General features: G+C 42.2%; 26 protein-coding genes. 4 read left to right on the top strand and 22 right to left on the bottom strand.

What is annotated here, in order from left to right:
• Positions 1-10: 10 nt before the first annotated feature.
• The 5 genes from IGJ25_RS07695 to hprK form a co-directional block, all read right to left on the bottom strand.
• Entirely contained in the window at positions 11-436 is a 426-nt protein-coding gene (locus IGJ25_RS07695; protein ID WP_005235398.1) for a DUF948 domain-containing protein, read from the bottom strand.
• A 159-nt stretch (positions 437-595) separates the two neighbouring features.
• Positions 596-1,513 (bottom strand): UTP--glucose-1-phosphate uridylyltransferase GalU, encoded by a 918-nt coding sequence (galU, locus tag IGJ25_RS07690; RefSeq protein ID WP_074931604.1) that lies wholly within the window; start codon positions 1,511-1,513, stop codon positions 596-598.
• Between the two features lie 17 nt (positions 1,514-1,530).
• Complete coding sequence (locus tag IGJ25_RS07685; protein WP_195960581.1) at positions 1,531-2,559, bottom strand: NAD(P)H-dependent glycerol-3-phosphate dehydrogenase; 1,029 nt, start codon at positions 2,557-2,559, stop codon at positions 1,531-1,533.
• Between the two features lie 75 nt (positions 2,560-2,634).
• Positions 2,635-3,465, bottom strand: a complete 831-nt coding sequence (gene lgt / locus IGJ25_RS07680) for a prolipoprotein diacylglyceryl transferase (protein ID WP_074931610.1) — start codon at positions 3,463-3,465, stop codon at positions 2,635-2,637.
• 14 nt (positions 3,466-3,479) lie between these two features.
• Entirely contained in the window at positions 3,480-4,415 is a 936-nt protein-coding gene (gene hprK / locus IGJ25_RS07675) for an HPr(Ser) kinase/phosphatase (protein ID WP_005225790.1), read from the bottom strand.
• A 157-nt stretch (positions 4,416-4,572) separates the two neighbouring features.
• Between hprK and IGJ25_RS07670 the strand changes: the two genes are divergently transcribed.
• Complete coding sequence (locus tag IGJ25_RS07670; RefSeq protein ID WP_225001308.1) at positions 4,573-6,273, top strand: M3 family oligoendopeptidase; 1,701 nt, start codon at positions 4,573-4,575, stop codon at positions 6,271-6,273.
• A gap of 63 nt (positions 6,274-6,336) precedes the next feature.
• Here IGJ25_RS07670 and IGJ25_RS07665 read toward each other — a convergent pair whose 3' ends face one another.
• From IGJ25_RS07665 to argR, 12 genes are all read right to left on the bottom strand, one after another.
• Positions 6,337-6,696: a phage holin family protein gene (locus tag IGJ25_RS07665; protein ID WP_225001307.1), complete on the bottom strand. Its 360-nt coding sequence runs from the start codon at positions 6,694-6,696 to the stop codon at positions 6,337-6,339.
• On the bottom strand, positions 6,696-7,004 hold the full coding sequence (locus IGJ25_RS07660; protein WP_010748006.1) for a PspC domain-containing protein: 309 nt from the start codon (positions 7,002-7,004) through the stop codon (positions 6,696-6,698). Before IGJ25_RS07660 ends, IGJ25_RS07665 begins: the two co-directional genes overlap by 1 nt.
• A 49-nt stretch (positions 7,005-7,053) precedes the next feature.
• Positions 7,054-8,616, bottom strand: coding sequence for a daptomycin-sensing surface protein LiaX (gene liaX, locus IGJ25_RS07655; protein ID WP_074931614.1), 1,563 nt, complete (start codon positions 8,614-8,616; stop codon positions 7,054-7,056).
• A gap of 528 nt (positions 8,617-9,144) precedes the next feature.
• Positions 9,145-9,822 (bottom strand): phosphate signaling complex protein PhoU, encoded by a 678-nt coding sequence (gene phoU / locus IGJ25_RS07650; protein WP_005225785.1) that lies wholly within the window; start codon positions 9,820-9,822, stop codon positions 9,145-9,147.
• Between the two features lie 11 nt (positions 9,823-9,833).
• Positions 9,834-10,592, bottom strand: coding sequence for a phosphate ABC transporter ATP-binding protein PstB (pstB, locus tag IGJ25_RS07645; protein WP_005225784.1), 759 nt, complete (start codon positions 10,590-10,592; stop codon positions 9,834-9,836).
• Positions 10,593-10,623: 31 nt separating this feature from the next.
• On the bottom strand, positions 10,624-11,430 hold the full coding sequence (gene pstB, locus IGJ25_RS07640; protein WP_005225783.1) for a phosphate ABC transporter ATP-binding protein PstB: 807 nt from the start codon (positions 11,428-11,430) through the stop codon (positions 10,624-10,626).
• Positions 11,431-11,443: 13 nt separating this feature from the next.
• A complete protein-coding gene (gene pstA / locus IGJ25_RS07635) occupies positions 11,444-12,328 on the bottom strand; it encodes a phosphate ABC transporter permease PstA (protein WP_005225782.1) in 885 nt (294 codons plus the stop codon).
• Positions 12,328-13,248, bottom strand: coding sequence for a phosphate ABC transporter permease subunit PstC (gene pstC / locus IGJ25_RS07630; protein ID WP_438779231.1), 921 nt, complete (start codon positions 13,246-13,248; stop codon positions 12,328-12,330). The genes pstA and pstC overlap by 1 nt, the downstream gene beginning before the upstream one ends.
• Positions 13,249-13,345: 97 nt before the next feature.
• On the bottom strand, positions 13,346-14,200 hold the full coding sequence (locus tag IGJ25_RS07625) for a phosphate ABC transporter substrate-binding protein PstS (protein ID WP_015509511.1): 855 nt from the start codon (positions 14,198-14,200) through the stop codon (positions 13,346-13,348).
• Positions 14,201-14,600: 400 nt separating this feature from the next.
• Positions 14,601-15,332: an alpha/beta hydrolase gene (locus IGJ25_RS07620; RefSeq protein WP_225001306.1), complete on the bottom strand. Its 732-nt coding sequence runs from the start codon at positions 15,330-15,332 to the stop codon at positions 14,601-14,603.
• A gap of 95 nt (positions 15,333-15,427) precedes the next feature.
• Positions 15,428-17,101: a DNA repair protein RecN gene (recN, locus tag IGJ25_RS07615; protein ID WP_010747998.1), complete on the bottom strand. Its 1,674-nt coding sequence runs from the start codon at positions 17,099-17,101 to the stop codon at positions 15,428-15,430.
• A gap of 15 nt (positions 17,102-17,116) precedes the next feature.
• Positions 17,117-17,566 (bottom strand): arginine repressor, encoded by a 450-nt coding sequence (gene argR, locus IGJ25_RS07610; protein WP_005225777.1) that lies wholly within the window; start codon positions 17,564-17,566, stop codon positions 17,117-17,119.
• A gap of 320 nt (positions 17,567-17,886) precedes the next feature.
• Here argR and IGJ25_RS07605 point away from each other — a divergent pair, with 320 nt between their 5' ends.
• The 3 genes from IGJ25_RS07605 to IGJ25_RS07595 all read left to right on the top strand — a co-directional run bounded on the left by IGJ25_RS07605 (position 17,887) and on the right by IGJ25_RS07595 (position 21,328).
• The gene (locus IGJ25_RS07605) at positions 17,887-19,182 is read left to right on the top strand and encodes an ISL3-like element ISEfa11 family transposase (protein WP_225001138.1); all 1,296 of its coding nucleotides are present in this window, start codon (positions 17,887-17,889) and stop codon (positions 19,180-19,182) included.
• A 195-nt stretch (positions 19,183-19,377) separates the two neighbouring features.
• Entirely contained in the window at positions 19,378-19,830 is a 453-nt protein-coding gene (gene tnpA / locus IGJ25_RS07600; protein WP_010750015.1) for an IS200/IS605 family transposase, read from the top strand.
• A gap of 202 nt (positions 19,831-20,032) precedes the next feature.
• Positions 20,033-21,328, top strand: a complete 1,296-nt coding sequence (locus tag IGJ25_RS07595) for an ISL3-like element ISEfa11 family transposase (protein ID WP_225000768.1) — start codon at positions 20,033-20,035, stop codon at positions 21,326-21,328.
• Between the two features lie 108 nt (positions 21,329-21,436).
• Here IGJ25_RS07595 and IGJ25_RS07590 read toward each other — a convergent pair whose 3' ends face one another.
• The 5 genes from IGJ25_RS07590 to IGJ25_RS07570 are packed head-to-tail and all read right to left on the bottom strand — an operon-like array spanning position 21,437 to position 25,554.
• A complete protein-coding gene (locus IGJ25_RS07590) occupies positions 21,437-22,258 on the bottom strand; it encodes a TlyA family RNA methyltransferase (protein WP_005225776.1) in 822 nt (273 codons plus the stop codon).
• A complete protein-coding gene (locus IGJ25_RS07585; RefSeq protein ID WP_438779230.1) occupies positions 22,255-23,151 on the bottom strand; it encodes a polyprenyl synthetase family protein in 897 nt (298 codons plus the stop codon). Before IGJ25_RS07585 ends, IGJ25_RS07590 begins: the two co-directional genes overlap by 4 nt.
• Positions 23,148-23,369 carry an exodeoxyribonuclease VII small subunit gene (locus tag IGJ25_RS07580; RefSeq protein WP_005225774.1) on the bottom strand — a complete coding sequence of 74 codons (222 nt, stop codon included), beginning with the start codon at positions 23,367-23,369 and terminating at the stop codon, positions 23,148-23,150. Before IGJ25_RS07580 ends, IGJ25_RS07585 begins: the two co-directional genes overlap by 4 nt.
• The gene (gene xseA / locus IGJ25_RS07575; RefSeq protein WP_225000766.1) at positions 23,350-24,702 is read right to left on the bottom strand and encodes an exodeoxyribonuclease VII large subunit; all 1,353 of its coding nucleotides are present in this window, start codon (positions 24,700-24,702) and stop codon (positions 23,350-23,352) included. Before xseA ends, IGJ25_RS07580 begins: the two co-directional genes overlap by 20 nt.
• Positions 24,703-25,554, bottom strand: a complete 852-nt coding sequence (locus tag IGJ25_RS07570; protein ID WP_225000765.1) for a bifunctional methylenetetrahydrofolate dehydrogenase/methenyltetrahydrofolate cyclohydrolase — start codon at positions 25,552-25,554, stop codon at positions 24,703-24,705.
• Between the last annotated feature and the right edge of the window lie 205 nt (positions 25,555-25,759).

Here is a 25,759-nt window from a genome sequence, read left to right as displayed (position 1 = left end):
AGTCCTCCTTTTATTTTTGGTTATTTTTGTCTTTGAAAAATTTCATGGCTGTTTGACCGACTTTTCCAGCTACCGTTGCTTTGGCAGTGGTCCGGCCAAGACTACCCACGCGCGTAATTAAATTTTTTCCAGAAACATTTAGTTCTGAAACACTGGTACTTAGATCTGCAACTGCTGTGAACAAAGGATCGATGGTTGCGACTTTTCCGTTCACATCTTGTAAAAGCTCATTCGTTTTTACCAAAAGACCTTCAACCTCTTTTGAAAGAATATCAACGTCTTTGGTAATGACACGGATGGTTGTGTTTGCCTCTTCGACCGTTTTGTCTACTTTGGTCATTGTCTTGCTGACTTGCATCAACAAACGAACGACGAAAATGACCAATACGACAAATGCGATCGCAGCAATCAATGCAGCTAGTTCTCCTCCTGACATAGAATGGCTCCTTTCCCCATTTACTTATATTAAGAATAGCATTTCACTGCACTTTCTACAAATAAAAGACTGCATTTTTAAGAAAATTATCCGCTTTCAACAGGAAATAATATAAAACAAAGCAATTTCATCAGAAATCGCCTTGTTTAGGAGTTTTTGTTATTTTTTTGACGCTTTCGGTGCTTCTTTGACTTCTTTTTGAGCCGGAGCTAGTTCTTTTCCTAACTCGATCAAATACTCTTTCAAGTTGTCTTTAACTTCAGGGTGCACTAGACCATACTCGATACTTGTTTTTAAGAAACCGAATTTATCTCCTACATCGTAACGCTTGCCGGTAAATTGATGAGCAAAGACTCGTTGAGTTTTGTTTAATGTGTCGATGGCATCCGTCAATTGGATCTCACCACCAGCACCTGGTTCTTGATTGGCTAAAATATCAAAAATTTCAGGGGTCAGCAAGTAGCGGCCAATAATTGCTAAATCACTTGGCGCATTTTCTGGCGCTGGTTTTTCAACAAAGTTTTTGACATTGAACAAGCCTTTTTCAACTTCCATACCAGGATCAATGATCCCGTATTTTGATGTATCTTCATGAGGAACATCCATGACAGCGATCGTTGATGCATGCGTTTTTTCATAATTATCGATCAACTGTTTGGTCAACGGTACTTGATCTTCCATCAAGTCATCACCTAGCATAACTACGAACGGTTCATTTCCGACAAATGCTCGAGCCTGTAATACGGCATGACCTAATCCTTTCGGATGAGATTGGCGAATGAAGTGAAGATTTACGTCAGTTGTTTCTTCCACTAATTTCAGAAGCTCCGTTTTGCCTTTTTCTTTTAGATTCATCTCTAATTCTAAATTGGCATCGAAATGGTCTTCGATCGGACGCTTTGCTTTCCCTGTGACGATCAAAATATCTTCGATCCCTGATTGTAAAGCTTCTTCCACGATAAACTGAATCGTTGGTTTGTCAACGATCGGCAACATTTCCTTTGCCATTGCTTTTGTAGCTGGTAAAAATCGGGTACCTAGACCAGCTGCTGGGATAACTGCTTTTTTGACATTCATGTGACTCGCTCCTTTAATCATAATGATTGATCTACCGTAAATTCGTTTTCTTCTTTGCCGTCTCGCAGCATAATATCTTTCGCTGCTTGCTTGATGTCTTTGCCTTCATACAAGACCGAATAAATCGTTTCTGTGATTGGCATTTCCACCGACAAAGCTTCTGCTAATTCGCGGGCAGCTTTGGTGGTTGAAACTCCTTCAACGATCATCCCCATATTGTCTAACACTTCATCTAAGCTATGGCCTTTTCCTAATAGGTTTCCTGCACGCCAATTCCGTGAATGGACACTGGTACAAGTGACGATCAAATCGCCAACCCCACTCAATCCGATAAAGGTCAAAGGATTGGCTCCCATTGCCACACCAAGACGACTGATTTCTGCTAACCCACGGGTCATGATCGCTGCCTTCGCATCATCCCCAAAGCCAAGTCCTGCGATAGCACCGGCACCAATGGCGATGATGTTTTTCAAAGCGGCGCCAGTTTCGACACCGATCACATCGTTATTCGTGTAGATTCTAAAGTAATCATTCATAAATAGCTCTTGTACATATTTCGCAGCCGATTCATTTTCTGAAGCTGCCGTGATCGTCGTGATATCATGGACAGCGACTTCTTCGGCATGTGATGGTCCTGACAAGACAACGATTTCTTGTCGTTTATCAGCTGGGATCTCTTCGGCAAGTACTTCTGAGATTCGTTTATGACTGCCTTGTTCTAATCCTTTTGAGGCATGGATGATGACTGGCTTGCCGGTTGTCTTTTCAGCGAACTCTTGTGCCACGGCACGAATCGCTTTGGTTGGTACGACAAACAAAACGGCATCGGCATCTTGGATCGCCTCTTCTAAATCTTTACAGCCTAAGATATTTTCAGGCAATTTCAGATCTGGCAAATAATGCCGATTCGTATGATACGTATTGATTTCATCGATTTGGGCGGGATTGTTCCCCCAAATAGTCACTTCATGTCCATTTTCAGACAAGACTTGTGCCAAAGCAGTCCCCCATGATCCGGGACCTAAGACGGCGATTTTCTGTTTCACTATGGAAACCTCCTCTATCCTTTTCGCAAATTCATGCACTTCATCATTTTACCATAATTTCGATAAAATAACTGTTTAGATAATCGTTTGGTTCTTACCAAAGCTGCGGTTGTAATCCTTTAACGCTTGTTTTTTCCTGCGCCAGATCATTAAAGCGATCGCTCCGAAGAATAATAAAGCGGAAAGTGCCTGTGACACACGGATTCCACCAAATAAGTATAAACTATCGGTACGCATTCCTTCAATAAAGAAGCGCCCGAATCCATACCAAATCAAGTAGCTCAAGAAGACTTCGCCTTCTTTTAATAACCCAGTTTTCTTACGCAAGAAGATCAAAACGATAAATCCAATCACGTTCCAAACCGATTCATAAAGAAAGGTCGGCTGCCGATACGCTTCATCAATATACATATTATCGATAATAAATTTCGGTATATACAAACTTTCTAAGAAGGAGCGGCTGACTTCAGCGCCAAAAGCTTCATGGTTCATAAAGTTGCCCCAACGCCCGATGCCTTGTGCCAATAAGACACTTGGTGCGGCGATGTCTAAGAAGGTCCAGGGAGAAATAAAATTTCGTTGGCAGAAAAAGTATAGCCAGATCCCCCCGGCGATCAGTGCGCCGTAGATGGCGATCCCACCAGATCGAATATTGAAAATTTGACTTGGGTCATCAATGTAGTATTGCAAGTCAAACAGAATATAATAAAGCCGCGCACCAATGATCGCTACTGGCAATCCAATCAACATAAAGTCAGTCACATCATCTGGCTTGAGCCCGACACGAACCGCCTCTCTCGTGCTTAACCACATAGCAATGATCACGCCTGATACGATAATGATCGCATACCAATAAATCGGCAAACCAAATAGTTCAAATGCGACTCGATTTACTAAACCTAACATCTATCTTATCCTCTCTAGTTTCCAGAATTTTCTTCGATCAATTGCGTCAATCGATTTTCAAAGGTCTTCGTTGCATCGTAGCCCATCGTTTTCGCTCGGAAATTCATGGCAGCGACTTCGATAATGATCGCAACATTTCGACCAGTTTTTACGGGGATCTTGATTTGTGGTACATCGACGCCACCAATTTCAACCGTCGTATCATCGGTTCCTAGTCGATCATACTTTTTGTCTTTCGCCCAAGCTTCTAAATACACCGCTACTTGAACCTGCATATACCCTCGTACGGCACTGGCACCAAAAAGATTCATGACATCGATGATCCCGATTCCGCGGATCTCGATCAAGTGCTGCAAGATTTTCGGCGGTTCCCCTACCAAAGTCAATTCATCTTGCTTATACACATCCACCCGATCGTCAGCGATCAACCGATGCCCACGTTTGATCAACTCTAAGGCTGTTTCGCTTTTCCCAATTCCGCTATCGCCTTGAATCAAAACGCCTAGTCCATAGACATCCACTAATACCCCATGGACACTGGTTCTTGTGGCTAAGCGCCCATCGAGGAAACTAGAAAGCTCTCCTTGCAGACGTGAGGTTGAGATGGGCGAACGCAAAATTGTGATCTCATGTTCTTTGCAGGCTTGAATCATTTCTGCTGGTACTTCCAAGCCGCGAGAAACGATAAACCCTGGGGTATCCTCGGCACACATTTTGCGCATCACCATCAAGCGTTCTTCTGGCATCATTCGTTCCGCAAAGGTGATCTCTTTGCTGCCGAATAATTGCAGACGATCATGGGAATAGTAATTAAAATAACCCGTCAATTCCAAACCAGGTCGGGAAATATCGCCGGTAATGATTTCTCTTTCTAAACTGTTTTCAGTTCCTTCAACTATCTCTAAATTTAAAGCCTCCGCCAGCTCGCTGACTTTGACGGTTTCTGCCATAGGTTTTCCCTCTTTTCTCAATGATTCTTGCCGCTGTTTCTTGTAAACGACACTCTGGTTCTATTTTATCATTCTATCAGTAAAGTTACTACCTTCGCCAATAGAAGTCCTCATTCTTTTTCGTTTGTGTTATTATTTTACTAAGGAGGGATTTTTAATGAAATTTTCAGCATACAAGTATCAACGCCCTGATTTTCCAGTTTATCAAGAAACATTCAAAAAAGCATTAGCAAACCTTCAGTCAGCCGATACCTTCTCGGAGGCGAAGCAAGCCCTTGATGCTTTGAACGAACTAAGAGGAACGATCGATACCGCAATGAACTTGGCTTCGATCCGCTATTCGATCGATACCAACGATGCCTTTTATGAAGCAGAAGACACCTTTTGGAATGAATACCAGCCTCATTTTGAAGCTCTGGATTTTCAATTCTATCAAGCACTCCTGGCTTCACCTGTCTTAGATGAATTAAAAGCCGAATATCCAGAAACACTTTTTTTATTTGCCGAAAGCCGTGTGAAGCTTTTTGATGAGGCCTTGATCGAATTATTTCAAAAAGAAAACCAATTGGCTTCTGATTACAGCAAATTGGTCGCTTCTGCCCAAATCGACTTCCAAGGAGAAACCTATACCCTCGCACAACTGCGACCATTTACCGAAAACAAAGATCGCGGTGTTCGAAAAGAAGCGTTTGAAAAACAAACAGCTTTCTTCACGGAAAATGAAGACCGTTTTGATCAAATTTATGACGAGATGGTCAAGGTTCGTACCGAGATCGCCCACAAGCTCGGCTTTGAAAATTACGTCGCCTTTGCGGATACCCAAATGAATCGTTGGGACTATGATCGTTCAATGATCGAGACCTATCGTCGAGAAATTTTAGAAAAAGTCGTCCCGATTACCCAAAAACTGTACCAAAGACAGGCGCAGCGTAATCAATTGACTCAGGCAACCTTTACCGACCTGCCGCTTGTTTATCCTAGTGGTAACGCAGAGCCTAAAGGAACTCCTGAAGAACTAGTAGAAAAAGCCCGTGTGATGTATCAGGAACTATCCCCTGAAACTGGCGAATTTTTTGATTTTATGGTCGAGCATGACCTACTTGATCTACTAAGCAAAAAAGGCAAACAATCTGGCGGCTATTGTACGTTTATCCAAGACTATCAATCGCCATTTATCTTTGCCAACTTTAACGGCACTTCTGGCGATGTCGATGTTTTGACCCACGAAGCTGGCCACGCGTTTCAAGCCTTTCGCTCTCGTTGGATCAAAGAACCGGAAATTCTCTTTCCCAATTACGAGTCTTGCGAGATCCATTCAATGTCGATGGAGTTTATCGCCTGGCCATGGATGGATGCCTTTTTTGAAGAAGAAACAGAAAAATACAAATTTGCGCATCTTGCTAGCAGCCTGCAATTTTTGCCTTATGGCGTTTTAGTGGATCACTTCCAACAAGATGTTTATGAGCATCCTGAGTGGTCACCAGCACAGCGCAAAGCCCGTTGGCGGGAATTAGAGCGCCAGTATTGCCCAGAACGGGATTATTCAGAATATCCAGACCTTGATCGTGGCTTGTATTGGTTTAGACAAGGGCATATTTTTGAATCACCTTTCTATTATATCGATTATACATTGGCGCAAGTGTGTGCGTTCCAATTTTGGTATCGATTCATCGTGGCTAAAGACGAAACCGCTTGGCAAGATTATTTGGCCATCTGCGAAGTCGGCGGCACGAAAACATTCCTTGAGATCCTGTCTCTTGCTCATTTGCGTTCACCTTTTGAAAAAGGGGCGCTTGATGAGACGTTACAGGCAGTAGATACGTACCTTGCTGCTATCAAAGAAGAAGAGTTAAACTAAAAAAAGACGTTTCCGTTTCTCCACTAGCTTCATAGCTAGTGGGAGAAAACGTGAAACGTCTTTTTAACGTGAATATTTTTCGATATGGTGTTCGGTCACGATCATATTGATCACTGACATGATCAGTGCCACTAATAGCGCTGCCCCAAACGAGGAGAAGCCGAAGTTGGCTGACCCAACAAAATATGAAGTCAAATTCAGCATGAGCGCATTGATCACAAAAGTGAAGAAACCAAGCGTCAGTAAAGTCAATGGAAATGAAATGACGATCAGAATTGGTTTAATCAAAGCATTCAGGATCGACAGTACGAAACTGGCGATCACTGCAGTCAGAATGCTTTGAACATGGATCATATTTGGTAATAAAACCGCCAATGTGACAAACGTCAGTGTATTCATGATAAGCCGTTGAAAATAAGACACTAGAAGTCACTCCAGTCCTCATCCTCCACCTTTTCCGCTTCTTTACGGGGACGATTTGCTTCATTGTATTTGTTTTGCTTGTAGTAGTGATTGTCGTGGCCATATCCTGAGGTACTCTTGCGACCAGAAGGAATCAAGACCGCCATGATGATATATAAAGTGATTCCAGGAAACGCAGCAGTCACTAAAGATAGAAAGACATAGATCACGCGAACGATGGTTGGATCAATTCGCAAGTATTCTGCCAGCCCCCCTAGAGTACCTGTAATGACAACGTTATTGGCTGATTTTGTTAATTTTTTGTTCATTTATCTACACCTTCCTTCTTTTCTTTAATGAGTGTAAACCCAGCGATTCTTATTTGTCTGTATCTTTGATAAAGACATTTCCTGTTGTTGTGGATAGATCGATTTGAGCGACTTTATCGGCAACCCGACGGAATTGCAATAGTTGGTTTAGGCGTTCTTTTTTCTCACGCACAACTTCCATCTCGCTTAAACGATTGTTGATGCTACCTAAACTTGTTTTTGCGATCCCTTCAAAACCGATTCCTGTCGGTAATGCTACTTTGACATTCCCATTTACAGAGCTGGCGTTTAATTTTTGGACCGTTTCTTCTTTGTAGGTCACACGGATGTTGCCGTTAACTAAAGAAATACCGGTATTTTGTGGCGTTGCTGTCAACGTAACGTCGCCGTTCACCGTTTCAATAATGGCATCTAAAATCTCACCCTCTTGAACAGTGATCGTTCCATTCACGCCCTCAATCTCTAACATCGATGCGTTTACTTTGCGGAAATCGATATTGCCGTTTGTTGATTTTGTATAGACATCTTTCGCATCCAATTCATTGAATGTAACATTGCCGTTCAACAATTTCACTGCCACATGATCATAGGTACGTTTTGGCAAGTAGAAAACGAGATCGGCACGAATGCGTTTGTTGGGAATTTGGAAAGAGATGCGTTCATCATCGACATTGATTTGGCTTCTTGCTTCAAAAGCATCGAAAGGCTCCGCCGCATCCATTTTACCATATAGTTTGATTTTGGCATCTACTTTGACGCCTGGTTCATCCCATAACTGGAAGGAAACATTGCCGTTTGCCAATTTCACATCGATCAATGTCGCTGCCGTTTCGTCATAGCTGAATGTGTGCTCAAATTTTGTCGCTGCAACACCAGGAACTTTCAAGTTGATGTCTTTCCATTCCATGTTGTCATTGACTGACTCTGTCACTGCCCGAACCGTTTTCTTCAAGAAGTGTCCGAAGTGTGTGCTGGCATCGACCATTTTTTCACTTACTTGGTTAAAGGTGTCAGTCGCTTGCTCTTTCCAATCCTCTGGAATATCTAATTTTTGAGAAATTTTTTCTTTTGTTTGAGACCATTGGTCTTTGCGAATATTTTTTAATTTTGCTTCCAATTCTGCTTTTTCTTCAGATAAACCATCTAAGGTTTCTTCCAAGGCAGTAATGGTCGCTTCTGTTTCGTGACGCGTAGCCAGTTCATCTTCTGACAATTGATCCAACTCTTCTTTGGTGTTCAATTGCATCAGTGTTTCTTGTGCTTCTTTTAATTCTTCTTTGACGCCAAGAATTTCAGCATTGATTTCGTCCAACTCAGCAGATGCTTGGTTGGCTTCCGTTGCTAAACCATCGAGAATCTTTTCAAGATTTTCTTTGTCTTGCGCTTCGTTTTGACGAAGTTTTTCTTCGCCGTCAAACGTGAACATCTCATCGTCGTTTTCAGTATCATCAAATGGGCTTGTCGCATTCTTATCCGCGGTTACCTCAGCAGCAGCTTTGTTAATTTGTTTTTCGTCTTTGGCTTTTGCCATACCTTCTAGTAAATCCAAGGCTTCTTCTGTAGAAAGCACACCTTTTTTTACTAGATCCAATATACGTTCTCTTTCGTTCATGGAAATTGCCTCCTTCAGCAAATGTGTGATTGCAAGTTTAGCTTACGAACCTATTATGCCTTGTTTTTGCAAAAGTGTCATAGGTCTTAAGTACCAAGTTTTTCTCAATCTGCAGATTGGCAAGCAAAACCGACACTTTTTCTTCATTCCTCTAGGCTCAAAACGATCTTCCTATTATTAACAGTACCACGAAAAACCAATAGAAACAAAAGTTTCAGCTAGTAGAACTCTTAAGGAATAGGCCTGCTAGAGTAAATGAGTGATTGCTCCTTTCACTGCAGGTCGGCGACGATAAGAATAGACGGCTCAACTAGTAAATTTCAGGGACGATAGAATCGATTTCCATTGGCCATCTTTATGGAGGAGCCATTTTCTATTCTGCCTATCCTATTCACGTCATCGATTGAAGCGATTCTTTCAAATCAAAAAGACCGCCGAGAGAAGTTACTCCTTAAAGGACAACTGCTTTCGACGGTCCATCCCATCTCTTTTAAAAGAGATATGTGATCAAGAACCCAAGTTGGTTTCTTAAATCATTTCCGTACGGTTTGTATTCAATTCACTGATTTTCCCAGTAGCAAGATACACGATCCATTCACAAATATTCGTTACGTAGTCACCGATTCGTTCCAAGTATTGAGCAACGGATAAATAATCGGTCCCGCTGACAACTGTTTCTGGATTTTCTTTCATACTCTCGATCGTTTTGTAATAAATGTCTTTGTAATATTCATTGACCCGATCGTCCATTTGAGCGATCATGCGGGCATCATCTTGATCGGTTTTTACATATGCCACTAAGACATTATCAACCATTTTTTTGACGTAATCCGACATATCTGAGATTTCTTTTTCGATTTCGGCAATCCGCGTTTCGCCTTTGACCCGAATCGTTGACTTCGCGATGGATACCGCATGGTCCCCCATCCGCTCCAAGTCAGAGCTGGCTTTCATCACGGTAATGATCATTCGTAGATCGGTCGTTACTGGTTGTTGCAAAGCAATCATCTCAAAGCTCTTTTTTTCTAAACGAACTTCCATATTGTTGATCGCCAAATCATTTTCAATTACTTCCTGCGCAATTTCTTTGTCATGTCTGACATATGCTCGCACAGATTTATGAATGGCACTGCTGACTAGCATCCCCATTTCATAAAATTGATTGTGTAAATTTAATAATTCTTCTTCAAATTGTGTACGCAACATCCCTTTTCCTCCTAACCAAATCTTCCTGAGATATAATCTTCTGTTTCTTTTTTGCTTGGACTTAGGAACACTTTTTTCGTGTCATTGAACTCGATCAAGTTGCCGTCCAAAAAGAACGCGGTTTTATCTGAGATTCTTGAAGCTTGTGACATGTTGTGGGTCACGATGATCATGGTGTAGCGTTCTTTCAGTGCTAGAAGGGTATTCTCGATTTTCCCTGATGAAATGGGGTCTAACGCACTGGTTGGTTCATCCAGCAAAATGATTTCTGGATCGACAGCCAATACCCGAGCGATACAAACCCGCTGCTGTTGTCCACCTGATAAAGAAAGCGCACTTTGGTGAAGTTTGTCTTTGACATCTTCCCAGACAGAAGCTGCTTTCAGGCTTTCTTCTACCGTCTTATCAAGAATCTCCTTGTCCGTGACTCCTTTTAATTTTAACCCATAAATCACATTTTCGTAAATTGAAAAGGGAAAAGGATTCGGTTGTTGAAAAACCATCCCGATTTCTTTGCGCAAATCAACGATGTCTTGCTTTGGACTATAAATGTCTTTCCCTTTATAGACAACACTTCCTGTAATTGTCACACCAGGGATCAAATCATTCATTCGATTAAGAGAACGCAAGTAGGTCGATTTCCCACATCCTGAAGGTCCGATCATTGCAGTGATCTCGCCTTTTTTGATGGAAAGGTCGATTCCTTTTAATGCTTCTTTTTTTCCGTAGTATAAATGCAGATCTTTCGATGTAATAATTTCTTCTGCCATTGTTTTGCCTCCGTTTACTGATCGAATCGGCTCAGCCAAAATGACCGGATACGTAATCTTCTGTTGCTTTAATTTTTGGACGAGTAAATATCTTACGGGTCTCATCGTACTCGATCGCATTTCCTAAGTAGAAAAAGGCAGTATAATCGCTGATCCGAGCAGCTTGCTGCATATTATGGGTCACGATGATGATTGAATAGTCGTTTTTCAAGTTGATAAGAGTTTCTTCCACTGTCCCTGTTGAGATTGGATCAAGGGCACTAGCTGGTTCATCTAGAAGCAAAATATCTGGTTTCATCGCAATTGCTCGAGCGATACACAGACGTTGCTGCTGTCCACCGGACAATGCCAAAGCACTTTTGTCTAAGCTGTCCTTTACTTGATCCCAAAGTGCGGCTTGTTTCAAGCTGGTTTCGACTGCTTCATCCAATTTCTTTTTGTTTCTTTCTCCATGACGTCGCAAAGCAAAGGCGATGTTGTCATAGATCGATTTACTGAAAGGGTTTGGTCGTTGGAAAACCATGCCGATACGCTTGCGCATTTCGAAGACATCGACTTCTTTTGTATTGACGTCGACTCCTTTATACATGATGTTTCCTGTGACTCTCGTGTTTGCGATCCCGTCATTCATTCGATTCAAAGAACGCAGATACGTTGATTTACCGCAACCGGAAGGTCCGATCAATGCGGTGATTTTATTTTTTTCAAATTGTAGATCAATGCCTTTGATGGCTTCATTTGATCCATACCATACATGCAAGTCAGTGGTATAAAGCGCCACATCTTCTGGTTTATCGAAGGTAATGATATTTCGATCGTCCCAATTGTAATCGTTCATACTGTCATTCTCCTTATGCTGACGTCATTTTCTTGTACAACCGTTTGCCAGCTGCACGGGCGCCAAAGTTAAATAGCAAGACGGCAATGATCAATACCGCCGAAGCACCGGCTGAAACTTGAGCGCCATCAGGCATCGTACCTTCTGTATTGATTTTCCAAATATGGACTGCCAGCGTCTCCGCTTGTCGGAAAAGACCGATCGGGCTGGAAACACTCAATGGATTCCAGTTTGTAAAATCAAGGGCCGGTGCACTTTGTCCTGCAGTGTAGATCAGCGCTGCCGCTTCACCAAAAATCCGACCAGAACTTAGAATGACCCCAGTCAAAATCCCTGGTGTTGCTTCTGGAACAATAATGCGTGTGACAGTTTCCCAACGGGATAAGCCTAAAGACAAGCCCGCTTCACGCTGCGTATAATGAATCGCTTGTAGAGATTCTTCCACATTTCTAGTCAATAGTGGCAAATTGAAGAAAGTCAATGCCAAGGCACCTGAAATGATCGAAAAGCCATAACCAAACTGGATAACAAAGACCAAGAAACCAAAAAGACCGACAACCACAGAAGGCAGTGAACTCAAGATTTCGATCGATGTCCGAATGATATCCGTCAACCAGTTTTTCTTCGCATATTCTGATAAGTAAATCCCCGCTCCTAAAGAAATCGGAAAACTAATGATCATTGTCACTAAAAGCAAGTATAGGGAATTGAACAATTGGATGCCGATCCCGCCACCTTCTTGATACGCTTTTGAAGAAGAAGTCAGAAACTCCCAATTGATATGGGGAATACCACGTACCAAAATGTACAATAGTAAGGAAGCCAAAATCAAAACAATGACTCCAGCAACAGCATACAAGACGCCGGTAGCAATTTTATCTGAACGTTTTGCATTCATTATTTCAATGCTCCTTTCTTCCCAATAAAGCGAATGACAATGTTAAATAGTAAGGACATCAATAAGAGAATCAAGGCTAATGACCATAGAACGTTGTTTTGGACTGTTCCCATGATCGTATTCCCAATACCCATGGTTAAGATCGATGTCAATGTTGATGCAGGTGTCACTAAGCTCGTCGGCATCAGAGCCGCATTACCGATAACCATTTGGATCGCCAATGCTTCCCCAAATGCGCGAGCCATTCCGAAAACAACTGCCGTTAAAATCCCAGGGACAGCTGCTCGTAAAACAACTTTATAGATCGTTTGCCAGCGTGTTGCACCTAAAGCTAAGGATGCCTCACGGTAGTGCCGAGGGACTGCCCGTAACGCATCGACAGTCATCGTAGTCACTGTCGGCAAAATCATGATAAATAGGACAAAGGTCCCCGCCAAGATCCCAAACCCTGTACCGCCAAAAACAGAACGGACTGCTGGTACAATGACAGACAAACCGATAAAACCATAAACTACAGAAGGAATACCGACTAATAGTTCGATGACAGGCTGCAAAATCTTCTCTCCGTTACGAGGAGAGATCTCCACCATAAAGACTGCTGCACCGATCGCAAATGGTGTTGCGACGATTGCTGATAGGAAGGTTACGAAGAACGAACCAAGGATCATCGGTAAAGCACCTACTAATGGTTGGCCATCAGGACCAACAGAACTTGGATTCCATTGCGTACCAAACAAAAAGTCGAAAACATTGACTTTGTCTACAAAGAATGTCGCTAATCCACGGCTAGCAACGAAATAAAAAATGGAGATCACAACCAATACAATCAACGCAATACATAGAAAGCTAACCAGCTTTCCTCTTTGTTCCATTCTTGCGCGCTTGGATTTTTTTGTTAACACTTCTTTTACATTTTCCACGAGGGTTCCTCCTCAAAAATCAAACTAAACTCATAACCATTAGTTTATCGGTTCAACATCAATTTCTGTTAAAGCTTGTGTAAATTTTGTGTAAAGATTACTCGACGATGTTGCCTTCCCAATCTCTTTCCACCTTCATGATGGAAATTGGAATATAACCCAGATCCCCGACGATATGCTCTTGTACTTCATCAGAAAGCATATATTCGAGAAATTCAGCGGTCAATCCCGTTGGTTCTCCTTTTGTATACATATGCTCGTAAGCCCAAACTTTCCAATCATTGGTCGTTACATTTTCAATCGTTGGTTGAACCCCATCGATCGAAAGGACGTTGACTTCATCTGTCACATAAGAAAATGCAACATAACTGATGGCCCCTGGTGTATCTGAAACGATCGAACGGACCATCCCACTAGAATCTTGCTCTTGGGAAGGAATCGCTGTTTCACCATCCATGATCCATTTTTCAAACGTACTTCTCGTGCCGCTTCCAGTCGCCCGATTCAACAAAACGATGGGCAGATCATTTCCGCCAACGTCACGCCAATTTGTAATATTTCCTAAGAAGATATTTTTTAAGTCCTCTGTTGAAATATCCGTGATCCCAACGCCTTTGTTGACGATCGGTGTGATACCCACCGTTGCCACTCGGTGGTCAACGAGTGCATCCGCATCGATCCCTGGCTTTTCTTCTGCAAACAAATCAGAATTCCCAATATCGACTGCGCCTGCTTGGACTTGACTTAACCCAGTGCCGCTCCCGCCTCCTTGGACATTGATAAATCGCCCAGGATTTGAGTTTTGAAATTCTTCCGCAACGGTTTCTACGAGTGGCTGCAAGGCAGAAGACCCGACTGCTGTGATCGATTCTCCTCGATCTGCCCAGCTCGCACATCCTGAGAGTAAAATAACCAATCCGATGATAGGACTTAGAAGTTTTAATTTTTTCATCATAACGCTCCTTGTACTTTCGAAAGTCATTGATTGTAAAAATCAATTATTTTCATTTTACCATTAGTTGAAATCAATGAAAATTATTATTTGCTTTTTTTTCTTGAGCTGAGTCTGTCCCTTTATTTAAAACGCTTTTTTCCTTTTACAAAATAACTATTTTGTAAATAAAATGACAAGATTTCTTAATTAAATTACGTGCATCCAGAAGGTATGCTGTGCTATACTGTGAGAGGAAACGTATTTTAAAAAGAACATAATTATTAATCTTGCTTCCCCAATCAAGTACAATATGTTGTTATGTTCAGCGTTTTCACGATTTCATCAACATTTCCCCAAAATGTCTGTTGAATCGAAACGGCAGAAAGAAGCATTCCTATGCATCTTCTGCCGTCTTTTTTTATTCTAATTCACTTAACCATGCCGCCATCTGCTCAATGATGGCTTCTTGCTGTGCTTCATTTGGTAGATCCGCTGCTGCTTCTCCTTTTTGTAACCCATAGGTACCAAAGCCAGCATGATTGCCGCCTTCGATCGTTTCAAACGTCGTAGTTTCTGGAAGGAGGCTGCGGGCAGCTTGCCAATTTTCTTGATTCACTACTTGGTCTTGACTGCCTGAGAGTGACAACACAGCAATCGATTGATCAGCTAAGGATCCTTTTTCATCTGGGTAACTAGCAAAGAAAAAGACGCCTTTTAACTCGTTGTCGTTTTCAGCCAACTGATTCGCTGCAAAACGGCTTGCCATGACGCCACCTAATGAATGACCGCCAATGACATAGGAGCTATGGGGGATTTCTTCCAAGACCTCTTCTGCACGATTGCCTGCTAAAACAGCCATGTTAAAGGGCATTTTAACGATCGCGACAGGATAGCCTTTTTCCGCTAAACCTGCTGCCCATACACTATAGCTTTCGGCATCGACAAGCGCACCAGGATAGAAAATAACCAAAGGCTTTTCTTCATCTCCAGCAAAATAGAGGACATTTCCCTCATCATCTGCCTCTTTCGCAGCTGTAACTGCAGCATCCACTGCTGAGTAATGCAGTTGTTGCCAACCGACCCAACCGGCAATAATTAAAATAACAACGGTGATCAATACACCGATCAAGACTTTTGTTCTTTTTCTCATCATGTCCTCCTGCAAAAAAGAAGATCAGGAAAGGATGGCAGACGAAAGTTGCGGGTCCATCATCTCCTGAATCTTTCTATAAGTGTTTCCAATTTTTATCGGTGAGCCAGCGCCAATAGTTCTCGTGCATGTTCGATCGTTAAATCGGTGATTTCTGCACCTGAGAGCATACGGGCGATCTCAGCCACTCGTTCTTCTTCTGATAATTTACGGACATGGGTTTCTGTCCGACCTTCTTGAATTGCTTTTTCGATAAAATATTGATTGTCCGCCACAGCCGCTACTTGCGGCAAGTGGGTGATACACAAGACTTGCGAATTCGCAGCGATCTTGGCGATTTTTTCGGCGATCGCCTGAGCTACTCGGCCACTGACCCCAGTATCCACCTCATCAAAGACAATACTAGTGATTCCTTGCTTGCGGGAGAAAATCGATTTAAGCGCTAATAAGATCCGGGAAAGCTCTCCTCCAGAAGCAACTCGTACTAACGGTTTCATGCCTTCACCGGGGTTGGTTGTCAAATAAAACTCCACGGTATCAAATCCGCTGCTGCTTAATTGTTTTGAGCCAGATGCAAACCGTACTTCAAATTGCGCGTGCTCCATATACAGCTCTTTTAACTCTTGAACGATTTCTTTTTCTAAACGATGAGCCAATTCACGTCGTTTGACGTGCAAGGCTTCCGCCAGCTGCCAAACTGCTTCAGCTTTTTGGGCAAGCTCTTCTTCTAATTGCTCCAACTGACCTTCTGTATAGGCAGACTCGCTGATTTCTTTACTGATCTCATCATAATAAGCAAGAATCACAGGAATTGACTCCCCGTATTTGCGCTTCAATTGACGAATCGTTTCCAGCCGTGAAATGACTTCTTCCAGTCGGCCTTCATCTAATTCAAGGTTGTCGACTTGCCGCGAAATATCAGTGGCTGCATCTTGTAGCAGGTAGTACGCACTTTGGATCGCTTCACTGATTTTTTCATACGCAGGATCAAGATGGGCGATCGACTGGATCTCTGATAATGCCACACTGACTCCATCTAGGCTATTAACTTCTTCGGCGGATAGAGCGCCATAGCTTTGCCCTAGAGCATCCACGATTTTTTGATAATTGGTCAGTTTTTCTCGTTCATCGATCAGCTGCTCTTCTTCATTTTCCATCAATTCCGCTTGGGCGATCTCTTCTTGTTGAAAACGCAGCATGTCCATTCGCTGCACATAGAGCTGTTCATTTTCTTGAATGGTCCGCACATGTTTTTCTAAGGAGCGATAGGCTTGATAGGCTTGACGGTAACTTGCAAGTTCCGCTTTAAAGGCATCATCTCCAAAACCATCCATCAACGCCAAATGTTTTTCTGGCTGCAGCAGCTCTTGATGCTCATTTTGTCCTTGGATATCAACTAAAAACAAGCCGATTTGGCGCAAAACCGACAAGGTAACAGTTCGACCATTAACACGACAAATAGTTTTACCCGATTGAGAGATATCCCGTTGTACGATCAGAACTTCCTCTTCATCAATACCCAAATCTGCGGTCAGCTCTTTGAACTCCAGCTGATTCGGCCATTCAAAAATCCCTTCCAAACGGCATTTTTCTGCGCCTTGACGCAAATAGTCACTGGATCCTCTGCCACCTGCTAGTAAGCCCATCGCATCGATAATGATTGATTTCCCAGCACCTGTTTCACCTGTTAGAGCCGTCATCCCCTCATGAAAAGACAGGTGCAGGTTGGAGATAATCGCAAAATTTTGGATCGACAATTCTAAAAGCATCCCTTGCCTCCTCTTTTATACGTAACGTTGGAAATCCTTGAATAGGTTCTCGGTATCTGCTTCTGTTCTAGTGATCATCAAGACGTTGTCATCATCGTTTAGCGTGCCAAATAATTCTTTGGCATAACGCTTATCGATCAAATTCGCCAAAGCCGAAGCATTGCCAGGCAGTGTGCGCAGGATCACAAATTTGTCCATTCGATCGACAGAAACAAACGCCGTTTTTAGGATTTTATCTAGTTTACCACTCACGTCTTCTGTTGTCTCTTGTGGAATACTATAGCGATAGCCGCCTTTTTGGGAAGGAACTTTCACTAACTTCAATTCCTTGATATCCCTTGATATGGTTGCTTGTGTGACTGAGACGCCGCGATCTTTTAACAACTCGACAAAATCTTCTTGTTTCTGAATATCTTGTTCACTTAACAATCGTGTAATCAAGCGATGCCGTTCTTTTTTTCTCATCTCTTGTTCCTCCTGAATGAATTCCTACTAATTTTATCCTATTTTGCGCAAGAAAGAAAGAGAGCCGACAAGTAAAATGGGCTCTATAATTTATGGGACTGATGAATCAGAATTGATTCTTCAACCCCATTTTCATTATTGATTTTAGTCAGTTTCGTTCGCGTAGCGTACGAAACAAAAAAACGGCTCTATAATTTATGGGACTGATGAATCAGAATTGATTCTTCAGCCCCATTTTCATTTTAGGTATTAAAAAACATATCGTTCTCTAGTATGATTAAATCACCACAAAATAAACAACTGAGAGGACGATATGCTATATGAATGATTCTATCAAAAAAATGCTGAGAATAATAGAGAAAGATTTGATGATTACAGAGGTCTCTTACGAGACCCTTCAGAAGAAAAAGACGTTGGTCGTCGATGCTGTTCTCTCGCCTACTCCTCGTGCTTGTAGAAGTTGTGGTTCTACTGTGGTAGATGGAAACGGGAAAGCAATTATAGTGAAAAATGGGAAGAAGGAAATGATTGTCCGTTTTGAACAATACAATCATATGCCTTTGGTTATGCGCCTAAAAAAGCAGCGCTATACCTGTAAAAACTGCCGAACCCATTGGACGGCTCAAAGTTATTTTGTCCAACCCAGACATTCAATCGCAAATCATGTGAGATATAAAATTGCTTCTTTACTGACTGAAAAAGTATCTTTATCTTTTATTGCGAAAAGCTGTCAGGTATCTTTGACCACCGTTATTCGTACATTGAAAGAGTTTAAAAGCTATTTGCCAAAACAATCTAAGAAGATTCTCCCAAGAGTATTGATGGTTGATGAATTTCGTTCTCATGCTTCCATAGAAGATAAAATGAGCTTTATTTGCGCAGATGGCGAAACAGGAAAATTAATAGATGTTTTGCCTACGCGTAAATTACCCCGATTAACAAGCTATTTCTCAGGTTGTACCAATCCGGAAGAAGTAGAATTCTTGGTGACAGACATGAACGCCGCCTACTTCCAGCTCACCAAACGTGTTCTGCCAAATGCGAAAGTAGTGATTGATCGGTTTCATATTGTCAAACACATGAATCAAGCGTTCAATGAGTTGCGTATCCGTGAAATGAATGAACTTCGTAAAGCAGGACAGAAAAGCCAAGCAGAAAAACTGAAAAAGAACTGGCGCTTTTTGCTAAAAAATCGTGCAAACATCAACCATTATGAATACAAAACATGGAAAAGTTTCCGAGCGCCAAAATACCCATTTCTTACTGAAGCAATGATGATTGATCGATTGCTTGAGTTTTCTGCGCCCCTAAAGGAGGCGTATCGCTTTTTTCATGAATTAGTTGAAGCCTTTCGAGACAAAGACCCTGACTTATTTTTCTCCTTATTGGCAGAACTTCCCGAAACGTTAGATGACGGCTTTCGAGAAAAGCTTCAAAACCTTCTGACCTATGAAGAAGGCATCACCAACGCAATGATCTATCCTTATTCCAATGGAAAAATAGAAGCGAAGAATACCCACATAAAGACAATGAAACGAGTATCCTACGGATTTAAATCATTCGAGAACATGAGAATTAGAATCTTTTTGATCAATCAATTAATCAATGTAAGATAACAAAAAAATCTGAGCCAGAATGTGGTTCATTCTGACCCAGATTTGATTTTACACAACTCATCAGTCCTTATTGACAAAGAGCCAAAAAAACCGCGCGTTTCTACGCGTGGACGAAATAGCTTTAGCGATAAAAAACTCCTTTCGATATACTAATAGTGGCTACCAACCGTATATCAGATCGAAAGGAGTTTTTTTATGTCTAACGACGATAAAAGTTTAGCACATACCAGATGGAATTGTAAGTATCACATAGTCTTCACCCCGAAGTATCGACGAAAAGTGATTTATGGAAAGTTAAGAGTAAGTATTAATCAGATATTAAGAAAATTGTATGAGATGAAAGATGTTGAAATCATTGAAGCTCATGCCATGCCTGACCATATTCATATGTTAGTAAGAATACCACCAAAGATTAGTATTTCTAGTTTTATGGGCTACTTAAAAGGACGAAGTGCAACCTTAATCCATGAAAAACATGCGAATTTGAAATATAAGTATGGGAATAAAAGCTTTTGGTCCAAAGGATACTACGTGAGTACGGTTGGGTTAAATCAAAAAACAATTGAAAAATATATTCGAGAACAAGAAGCAGATGATCGAATAAGAGATAGTATAAGTAAACAAGAGTATGTAGATCCATTTAAATAGTTAAAGAGAGATAGGGCTGTGAGCGGTTGGTGGTCATTTAAAAAGCCCCTTTTAAGGGGCTAGCGAGTGGTGAGCCCTTCTAGGGCTGTTAAAAAGCCACCCGTTTCACGGGTGGATATTTACTTTAGGTATTAAAAAACATATCGTTCTCTAGTATGATTAAATCACCACAAAATAAACAACTGAGAGGACGATATGCTATATGAATGATTCTATCAAAAAAATGCTGAGAATAATAGAGAAAGATTTGATGATTACAGAGGTCTCTTACGAGACCCTTCAGAAGAAAAAGACGTTGGTCGTCGATGCTGTTCTCTCGCCTACTCCTCGTGCTTGTAGAAGTTGTGGTTCTACTGTGGTAGATGGAAACGGGAAAGCAATTATAGTGAAAAATGGGAAGAAGGAAACGATTGTCCGTTTTGAACAATACAATCATATGCCTTTGGTTATGCGCCTAAAAAAGCAGCGCTATACCTGTAAAAACTGTCGCACCCATTGGACTGCTCAAAGTTATTTTGTCCAACCCAGACATTCAATCGCAAATCATGTTAGATATAAAATTGCTTCTTTACTGACTGAAAAAGTATCTTTATCTTTTATTGCGAAAAGCTGTCAGGTATCTTTGACCACCGTTATTCGTACATTGAAAGAGTTTAAAAGCTATTTACCAAAGCAATCTAAGAAGATTCTCCCCAGAGTATTGATGGTTGATGAATTTCGTTCGCATGCTTCTATAGAAGATAAAATGAGCTTTATTTGTGCAGATGGCGAAACAGGAAAATTAATAGATGTTTTGCCTACGCGTAAATTACCTCGATTAACAAGCTATTTCTTAGGTTGTACCAATCCAGAAGAAGTAGAATTCTTGGTGACAGACATGAACGCCGCCTACTTCCAGCTCACCAAACGTGTTCTGCCAAATGCGAAAGTCGTGATTGATCGGTTTCATATTGTCAAACACATGAATCAAGCGTTCAATGAGTTGCGTATCCGTGAAATGAATGAACTTCGTAAAGCCGGACAGAAAAGCCAGGCAGAAAAACTGAAAAAGAACTGGCGCTTTTTGCTAAAAAATCGTGCAAACATCAACCATTATGAATACAAAACATGGAAAAGTTTCCGAGCACCAAAATACCCATTTCTTACTGAAGCAATGATGATTGATCGATTTCTTGAGTTTTCTCCGCCCCTAAAGGAGGCGTATCGCTTTTTTCATGAATTAGTTGAAGCCTTTCGAGACAAAGACCCTGACTTATTTTTCTCCTTATTGGCAGAACTTCCCGAAACGTTAGATGACGGCTTTCGGGAAAAGCTTCAAAACCTTCTGACCTATGAAGAAGGCATCACCAACGCAATGATCTATCCTTATTCCAATGGAAAAATAGAAGCGAAGAATACCCACATAAAGACAATGAAACGAGTATCCTACGGATTTAAATCATTCGAGAACATGAGAATTAGAATCTTTTTGATCAATCAATTAATCAATGTAAGATAACAAAAAATCTGAGCCAGAATGTGGTTCATTCTGACCCAGATTTGATTTTGCACAACTCATCAGTCCTTATTGACAAAGAGCCGTAAAATGTCCACTCTCTTCCATTCTTTATTTTGGTTGATGAAAGGTCTCATGTGCTGATGCAACAACTTTCGGGATGTCGATCCCTGCTGCGGTGCCTTCTTGCAGGCTTTTCTTTAAATGTACGATAAACTCGATATTCCCTTCGCCACCAGTGATTGGTGAAAAACTTAGGTTTAATACATCGAATTTTGTTTTCTTAGCGAATGCCAGTACTTCCTCCAACACTCGTTCATGGGTTTTGGGGTCACGAACGATCCCATTTTTTCCGACCGCTTCTTTGCCCGCTTCAAATTGTGGTTTGATCAGCGCCATCACTTCGCCATCCGCTACCAAAATATCGTAAAGGGGAGGTAAGATCAGTTTAAGTGAAATAAAAGAAACATCGATCGTAGCGGCTTCAGGAAGACCATCCAGGAAGTCTGTTGGTTTTGCATAACGGAAGTTGACCCGTTCCATTACGATCACTCGCTCATCTTGCCGCAGCTTCCATGCTAACTGATTGTAACCGACATCCAGTGCATAGCTTTTTTTGGCGCCATTTTGCAACGCCGCATCAGTAAAGCCACCGGTGGAAGCGCCGATATCTAACATGATTTTATCGGTTACGTCAAAATCAAAAACTTTGAGTGCTTTTTCTAACTTGAGACCACCACGAGAAACATAAGGCAGCTTCTTCCCTTTGATCTGCAACAGTGTATCTGCGGCAATTTTTTCTCCAGGCTTATCTAGGCGCTCATTGTTTTTTTCTTTGTACACCAATCCAGCCATCACTCCTCGTTTGGCTTGCTCGCGGGTCTCAAAGAGGCCTTGCTGGACTGCTAAAACATCTACTCGTTCTTTCTTCATGCGTTCCCTCGAATCTCAAATCGTTCCACAAATGCTAATAAAACATCCTGCGTAAATTGACCGTATTGGCTTAACTGTGCCAGAATTTCTTTGGCTTTGCTCAATTCTTCAGTCAAGGCTTGCTGCGCGCCTGCTAAGCCAAGTAAAGCAGGATAGGTACTTTTCGCCAACTCGTCATCTCGGCGAACAACTTTGCCTAGCTCTTCGGTCGTACTAGTGGCATCTAACAGATCGTCGCGAATTTGAAAGGCTAACCCAATATGCTGGGCAAAGCGATCCAATTCATGCAGAACCTCTTCCGTCTGGTCGGCTAAGACACCACCAGCAATCACCGCAAAGCGGATCAATTCTCCAGTCTTTCGTTCATGGATCGACACGAGCTCCTCAAGACGAAGGGCTTGGTTCTCCCCTTGAATATCAGCTGCTTGGCCGGCGACCATCCCTTGTGTGCCCGCTGCTTTACTCAACTGCTGCAGCAGCAAGACTTTTTGATTGGCTTCGATTTCCGCCATAGCGACTAATTGAAACGCAGCCGTCAAAAGACCATCTCCAGCTAAAATCGCTAAAGCTTCACCAAAAACCTTATGGTTGGTGGGTTTGCCTCGACGCAGATCATCGTTGTCCATTGCTGGCAGATCATCATGGATCAGCGAATACGTATGCACCATTTCTAGGGCTGCTGCACACTGGTACACCGCGGTATTGATGGGTTTGTGAAAAGCGGCGACTGTTGCTGCCAATAAAAGCGGGCGAATGCGTTTGCCGCCAGCTTGGATCGAATACTGCATGCTTTCAAATAGTCGTCGATCAGAGGTTTGTTCTTTGACAAAACGTTCCATAACTTCTTCGATCAATGGGGCGTGTTCTTTCGTAAATTCCTTCAAAGCACTCATTGGCTTTCCTCTTCAAAGGGGACTTCTTCATTGGATTCAGTCATCATTTTTGTTAAGGATTTTTCCGCTTTACTCAAGGTGTCCTTGCATTGCTTGCTCAAAACCATGCCTTTTTGAAAAGCATCTAACGCTTCTTCCAATGGAACATCGCCTTGTTCCAAACGGGTTACGATTTGTTCTAATTCTTGTAATGATTCTTCAAATGTTGGATTTGCCATGATTAACTCCTTCTGTACTAATAACTTCGACCAGTGCTTGGCCATCTTGGTAATGGATCGTCAGCTGATCTTCTGGCTCGATCGCATCAATCGATTTGATCACCTGCTCATTTTTCGTGGTATAGCTGTAGCCGCGTCCCATGATTTTTAGTGGGCTTAACAAATCAAGGGATTGGACTGCATTTGCAAATTGATTTTCTTTTGCCGCATAGATATCTTTCATGGCTTTCGTTAAGCGTTGAGAAAGATAGCTGACCTCTTGATTGCTGGCTTGTAATCGCGCTTTTGGTTGTTGTTGGGCCAACCGTGAAATCAATTGCTGTGCCTGGCGATCCTTGTCATAAAGCAAGGTTTGCAAGCCTTGCTGCATCCGCTGCTGCAACTGATCGAGTTTGATGGACTGTGCCTCATACAAGCGCTCTGGTTGTCGAAAAACATACGATCCAATCACTCGCTGATAGCGTTCTTGTTTGTACTGGATCTGGTGCATAAATGCTTGCTCTAATCGGGCTTGTCTTTCTTCGATCCGCAAAATCTCCTCCGACAGCACTGGCACCGCTAATTCGGCAGCGGCGGTCGGAGTTGCCGCCCGTACATCCGCCACTAAATCGGCAATCGTCGTATCGGTTTCATGCCCCACTGAAGAAATAATGGGGGTTTTTGCATCAAAAATAGCTCTTGCCACTCGTTCTTCATTGAAAGGCCAGAGGTCCTCGATCGATCCACCCCCACGTCCGATGATCATAGTATCAAAGGTCCCATCGGCTTCGACTCGTTGGATATTTTTCACCACATCATCCGCAGCTTTATTGCCTTGTACCACGGTTGGATACAAAACGATCTGAGCAATGGGATAACGCCGCTGTGTCGTCGTGATGATATCTCTGATCACCGCCCCACTAGGACTGGTCAAAACTGCGATGCGTTTCGGGTATTTCGGCAAGGACTGCTTCGGTGCAGAAAATAAACCTTCTGCTGCCAATTTCTGCTTTAATTGTTCATAGGCTTGATAAAGAGCGCCGATACCGTCTGGTTCCATATGATCGATCACCATCTGGTAATTTCCGCTTGCCTCATACAGAGTGATACGCCCAACCGCCATGACTTTCATGCCCTCTTCTGGTTGAAAGCGCAGCTTGTCAAAAGCGCCTTTGAACATGACGGTCGAAATCTTTGCACCATCATCCTTCAAACTAAAGTATTGGTGATTGGGGCGACGACGAAAATTGGAGATCTCCCCCGTCAAATAAACCCGTTCTAGATACGGATCGACGTCAAACTTACGCTTGATATATTTTGTTAATGCGGTTACCGTTAAATATTTTTGCGCCATTTAGTTTTTCATTGTCTCCTTTGCTGCCTCGATCGTTTGGGCCATCAACATCGTGATCGTCATTGGACCTACACCTCTAGGTACCGGTGTGATATAGCTAGCGATCGGTTCGACTTCATCAAATTTCACATCGCCGATCAACTTGCCGTTGGCATCACGATTCATCCCAACATCAATCACCACAGCCCCTTCTTTTACGAAGTCTTTTGTGACAAAATGACCGCGGCCGATCGCCACGACTAAAATGTCCGCTTGTTTTGCCAACTCGGGCAGATTTTTGGTTTTTGAATGAGCAATAGTCACGGTGGCATTTGCCCCCAAGAGCAAGTGTGCCATTGGTTTTCCGACAATGTTGCTGCGACCGATCACTAAGGCATTTTTCCCTTCCAATTCGATCCCATACGCAGCAAACATTTTCATGATGCCATAAGGGGTACAAGGAATTCGGTCAGGTACACCTGCGAATAATTTTCCTAAATTGATTGGATGAAAGCCGTCGACATCTTTTTCTGGTTTGATGGCTAACAGGACTTTTTCTTCATTGATATGTTTTGGCAAAGGAAGTTGAACCAAAATTCCATGAAAGGCATCATCGTTATTGAACTGTTCGATTTCTGCTAATAATTCTGCTTCAGTAATGGATTCAGGGTAGCGGGCAACACGGGAATTGATGCCGATTTTCGCCGCAGCTAGTTCTTTATTTTTCACATAAGTCTGACTCGCTTTGTCTTCTCCAACAAGCAAAACAACTAATCCCGGTGTCACACCCTGCTCTTTTAGTGCTGCTGTCTCTGAAAGAAACGCTGCTTGCATTTTTTCAGCCAATTCTTTTCCATTGATTAATGTACCCATTCTGACAACTCCTCCAACCTGATTATACGGACTTATTTTGTAAAAAGAAACGCACCAATCGTTTGTCGATATGCTTCTTCATGTTTTCTATCATAGCATTTTCTGAAAAGAAAAACACCGTCTAAGGCTCCCTTTTTTCGGAAAAAACGAGGGTAAACCGACAAAGTGCGTGCAAAAAAACCGAACGATCAAGCAGGACCGTCAA

This window comes from Enterococcus sp. DIV0240d, from assembly GCF_051711245.1.
GTDB lineage: Bacteria > Bacillota > Bacilli > Lactobacillales > Enterococcaceae > Enterococcus_D > Enterococcus_D casseliflavus.
This window is presented reverse-complemented; position numbering and strand designations above follow the sequence as displayed.